Here is a 4,453-nt window from a genome sequence, read left to right as displayed (position 1 = left end):
GAATTCATCGCCGTGCTGGACCAGACGTCGATCGCCGAAGCGTACGGCAACATGGCGGTCAGCTCGGAGAAGGCCAATCCCACCGGCACCAGCAGCACAGCGAGGATCGGGAAAATGATGGCCGCGCCGGCTCCAGTCAGCTCAAACCAGTAGGGCGCCTCAGCGAGCCAACCCCCCAGCACCGCCCCAGCGGCGAGTGCGATGACGCCGAAGAGCGACAACTCACGCTTGAGGCCAGTCTCTGAACCTGCCACGACGGCAACGATATTTATCGCGCTACCGTGGTGTCAACGCGCAGGATGGCGTCCTCGTGTCCGCATTGCCGGAACCGCTCGAGGGTCCGTGGGGCGAACCCGGGCAATACACGGAAAGGGCACGATTCGCAGCACAACCCGGAGCAACTGGGTCATCCGCGGGGGCATGTCTAGCTCAACCAAACGAAGGGCAACGAACATGAACACCACTGCGCGCCGCATCGCCGGCACCTCTCTGGCCGCGGCGGGGGCCATGTGCCTCGCGGTCGGGCCGGCCCTCGCCGCCGACACGACGGTATCGGGCAACCTGTTACCCGTGGCGAGCAACAACGTCTCGAAGGTCAGCGGCACCGCATCGGTGAAGGTCAGCGGCGAGATGCTCACCGTGACGATGGTCGCCTCGGGTCTGCTGGCCGGCTCTGCGCACGCGGCCCACATCCACTTCGGCGCGAACGCCCGGCACGCCTGCCCCACCATCGCCGATGACACGAACGGTGACGGGCACATCAACACCACCGAGGGCGCGGCCGCCTACGGCGGCGTCGTGGTCTCACTGACCACCAGCGGCGACACCTCTCCTAAGAGCGCCCTGGCGGTCGACCGGTTCAGTACTGCCCCCGGTGGCGAGATCAGCTACGAGCGCGGCAGCATCAAGGTCAGCCCCGAGCTCGCCAAGGCGATCTCCGGTGGCGAGTCCGCGATCGTCGTGCACGGCGTCGACTACAACAAGAACGGCAAGTACGACGGCGCCACCAAGAGCGACGTCGACCCCGCCCTGCCCACCGAGGCCACCGACCCGGCCCTGTGCGGCATCCTTAAGGTTGCCCCGGCCGGCGGCATGAACACCGGCGGAGGCGGCGGCACCGGTGGTTCGAACCAAGGCCTGATCGTGATCGGTGGGGCTCTGCTGCTGGCCGGCGCCGGCGTGGGCGCGTTCGCCCTCAAGCGTCGCGCCAACGCGGCGGCGTAGCCCCAAGGGTCGCGGCTCGAAGGTGTGATCCGACAGCGCGAGCAATGAGATGAACCGACACGATCATCCTGCCGGCTCTGGCCGGCGCGGCGTCAATGGCGCCGTGCTGGCCAGCATCTTGCTGCTCGCAGGCGGCTCCGTGCTGCTGGGCCTGGGGTTAGACCTGGGCTCGGGTCGTGCCGGCCCGCCGCCGCAACCACCCGCGGCGATGGCCGTGGCGGCGGCGCCGGCGCCGGCCACTGCGGGTTCGGGCGAGCCGGTTCACCATCGCCGCCCGGCCGGGGCCCGGCCGGGGGAATCGATCGGTCGGTTTCTGCCCGCGTCGCGACCAACCCGGCTCGAGATCGGCTCGATCGGCCTGCGAAGCGACACCTTCGTGGCCCTGCACGTTCAGCGCGACGGCACCCTCTCGGTGCCCCCCAACGCCGACACGGTCGGTTTCTATCAGGCGGGCCCGACGCCCGGCCAGCCCGGCTCGGCGGTGCTGGCCGCCCACGTCGACACCGCCTCAGGAGCTGAGGGCGTGTTCTATCGTCTCGGCGCGGTCAGACGCGGCGAGACGATCCGCGTGACCCGCGCCGACGGGACGGTGCCCGTGTTCACCATCGACAGGGTGCAGGCGTTCTCAAAGAGCGCCTTTCCCACCGCCGATGTGTACCACAGCGACCTGACCAGCGCGCAGATCCGGCTGATCACCTGCGGCGGTCCACTCGGACCGGACGGCAGCTACCGGAACAACATCGTGGTGTTCGCCCACCTCGCCAGCACCTGAGCACCGGCAGGGCGGCGGCAGCCGCCGATGCTCGTGCAGGGCCATCCACGGCCAGCAGTATCCACGCCCGCTGGCCGGGCGCGCCGGCTCTGGTCCTTGCCGGGCGAACGTGTGCTTCCAGCCTCAGGCACGCGGCCAAGAATCCGGCGCCCGGCGCGACTTGACTGCCTGACCATCTTGGCTCGGCGCGGCGCAGTCCCCCGGGGGTGCTGGCTGCCCCGTACGGTGCAGGGCATGGCGCCAACCGAGACAGACGGTGATCCGGTGATCGAGATCGACGGGTTCACGATGAGCTTCGGGCGCGCCACCGTGGTCGATGACCTCTCCTTCCGGGTCGGCCGGGGTGAGACGTTCGGGTTCCTGGGCAGCAACGGGTCGGGCAAGACCACCACGATCAGGGCGCTGCTGGGCATCTACCAGCCGAGTGCCGGCACGCTGCTGGTCAGCGGGCGCCCCTTCACCCCCGCACAGGGCAACACCCTGGGGTATCTGCCCGAGGAGCGGGGCCTGTACAAGAAGGAGAAGGTCATCGACGTGATGGTCTACTTCGGGCGCCTGAAGGGCCTGACCCCCAAGGAGGCCAAGTCCTGGTCGATGGGCTACCTGGAGCGGGTCGACCTGACCGAGAAGGCGGGCGTCCGCATCGACAAGCTCTCCGGTGGCCAGCAGCAGAAGATCCAGCTCGGGGTCACGATCATGAACACCCCGGACCTGCTGATCCTGGACGAGCCGACCAAGGGCTTCGACCCGGTCAACCGGCGGCTGCTGATGAGCATCATCGAGGACCAGAAGAGGGCCGGCGCGACGGTGTTGATGATCACCCACCACATGGAGGAGGTCGAACGGCTCTGTGACCGGGTGATCATGCTCAAAGACGGTAGAGCGGAGGCGTACGGCACCATCGGGCAGATCCAGGACCGCTTCGGCGGGCGCACGGTGCGGCTGCGCTACGCCGGGCAGCTACCCGGATCCTCCCCGGACTGGGAGGCCGTCGTGGTCGAACGCAACTACGCGGAGCTGGCGCTGGCCGAGCACGCCGACGAGGCGCAGGTGCTGCGCGGCCTGGTCGAGGCCGGGGTGGCGGTGTCTAGTTTCACCACGACCAGGAAGTCGATGGATGAGATCTTCGTGACGATCTACGGCTCCTCGGCCGAGCAGGAGCAGGCTGACGCGCCGCAGCGGGAGCCGGCGCGCGGGCGGGTGGGCCGCTGATGGCCGGGCACAACCTGGGCACCGTGATCGGGTTCGAGTTCACCCGCACGTTGAAGAAGAAGAGCTTCTGGGTCACCACCTTGTCGGTGCCGATCATCATCGCGGTCGTCTTCGCCCTGGTCTACATCAGCAACAGCTCCACCGACCAGAGCGCGAAAGAGCAGGCGAACGCGACGATCACTTTCGTGTACACCGACGCCTCCGGGCTGATCACCAGACAGCAGGCTGCCGCCCTGGGCGGCAGCCTCGCGCCGGACCCGGCCCGGGCGGTCGCCGACGTGCGCACCGGGCGGGTCCAGGCGTACTTCGCCTACCCGCCGGATCCGGCCACGCAGGCGGTGCGCGTGTACGGCCAGGACCTGGGCATCTTCAACAACGGGCAGTACCAGGCGATCGCGCAGCGCCTGCTGACCACTGCGGCCACCGACAAGATCGGCTCACCCACACTGTCGACCCTGGTCGCCGGCGGCGCGAGCTTCGAGGCCACCACCTACCGCGGCGGGCAGCGGGGCGGCGGGCTGAGCTCGGTGATCCCGCCGCTGCTGTACCTGCTGGTCTTCTACCTGACCATCTTCTTGCTGGGCAACCAGATGCTCAACTCCACCCTGGAGGAGAAGGAGAACCGGGTCACCGAGATGATCCTGACCACGCTGAACGCGACCACCCTGATCATCGGCAAGATCATCACCCTGTTCCTGGTCGGGCTGGTGCAGATCCTGGCCTTCGCCGCCCCGGTCCTGCTGGCCTACCTGTTCTTCCGCGACCAGCTGGCGCTACCGAACCTGAACCTGTCCAGCCTTCGGTTCGAGTCGGGCCCGATGATCATCGGGGCGCTGCTGCTACTCGGCGGGTTCCTGCTGTTCACCGGGACCCTTGTCGCGGCCGGGGCGATCATGCCCACCGCGAAGGAGGCCGGCCCCATCTTCGCGGCCATGATGATCCTGCTGTTCGTGCCGTTCTACGCCATCTCGCTGATCCTCAGCGACCCGAGCTCCCCGATCGTGCAGATCTTCACCTTCTTCCCCTACACCGCCCCGGTCACCGCCATGGTGCGCAACGGCCTCGGCTCGCTACCGGGCTGGCAGGCCGGCATCGTGATCACCGAACTGATCATCCTGGGCACGCTGGTCCTGCTCCTGGCGGTGCGGATCTTCCGCTACGGCAGCATCCAATACACCTCCAAGGTCTCGCTCACCTCCGCGCTTGGCACCCGCAGCACCCCACCGCCCGCAGCGACCGGACCCG

At 68.4% G+C, this 4,453-nt stretch carries 4 protein-coding genes and 1 pseudogene; 4 read left to right on the top strand and 1 reads right to left on the bottom strand.

From position 1 onward, the window contains the following. Positions 1–254: pseudogene (locus L0H79_RS21020) on the bottom strand (APC family permease); the annotation flags it as partial. A gap of 199 nt (positions 255–453) precedes the next feature. On the opposite strand from L0H79_RS21020, the gene L0H79_RS21015 reads away from it, so the two are divergent. From L0H79_RS21015 to L0H79_RS21000, 4 genes are all read left to right on the top strand, one after another. Then, positions 454–1,224, top strand: coding sequence for a hypothetical protein (locus L0H79_RS21015; protein WP_301486618.1), 771 nt, complete (start codon positions 454–456; stop codon positions 1,222–1,224). Positions 1,225–1,273: 49 nt separating this feature from the next. Next, the gene (locus tag L0H79_RS21010; protein ID WP_301486616.1) at positions 1,274–1,996 is read left to right on the top strand and encodes a class F sortase; all 723 of its coding nucleotides are present in this window, start codon (positions 1,274–1,276) and stop codon (positions 1,994–1,996) included. Between the two features lie 234 nt (positions 1,997–2,230). Further along, positions 2,231–3,208, top strand: a complete 978-nt coding sequence (locus tag L0H79_RS21005; RefSeq protein WP_301486614.1) for an ABC transporter ATP-binding protein — start codon at positions 2,231–2,233, stop codon at positions 3,206–3,208. Beyond that, the coding region (locus tag L0H79_RS21000; RefSeq protein WP_301486612.1) for an ABC transporter permease at positions 3,208–4,453 on the top strand (1,246 nt) is incomplete at its 3' end. The genes L0H79_RS21005 and L0H79_RS21000, both read left to right, overlap by 1 nt.

This window comes from Intrasporangium sp., from assembly GCF_030452765.1.
Lineage (GTDB): Bacteria > Actinomycetota > Actinomycetes > Actinomycetales > Dermatophilaceae > Intrasporangium_A.
The sequence above is the reverse complement of the archived record's forward strand: the minus strand, read 5'-3'. Positions and strand labels throughout refer to the sequence as shown.

Excerpts from the sequence above, each read along its gene's own strand:
- L0H79_RS21015 (WP_301486618.1), top strand. The coding sequence starts at position 454 with ATGAACACCACTGCGCGCCGCATCGCCGGCACCTCTCTGGCCGCGGCG.
- L0H79_RS21010 (WP_301486616.1), top strand. The coding sequence starts at position 1,274 with ATGAACCGACACGATCATCCTGCCGGCTCTGGCCGGCGCGGCGTCAAT.
- L0H79_RS21005 (WP_301486614.1), top strand. The coding sequence starts at position 2,231 with ATGGCGCCAACCGAGACAGACGGTGATCCGGTGATCGAGATCGACGGG.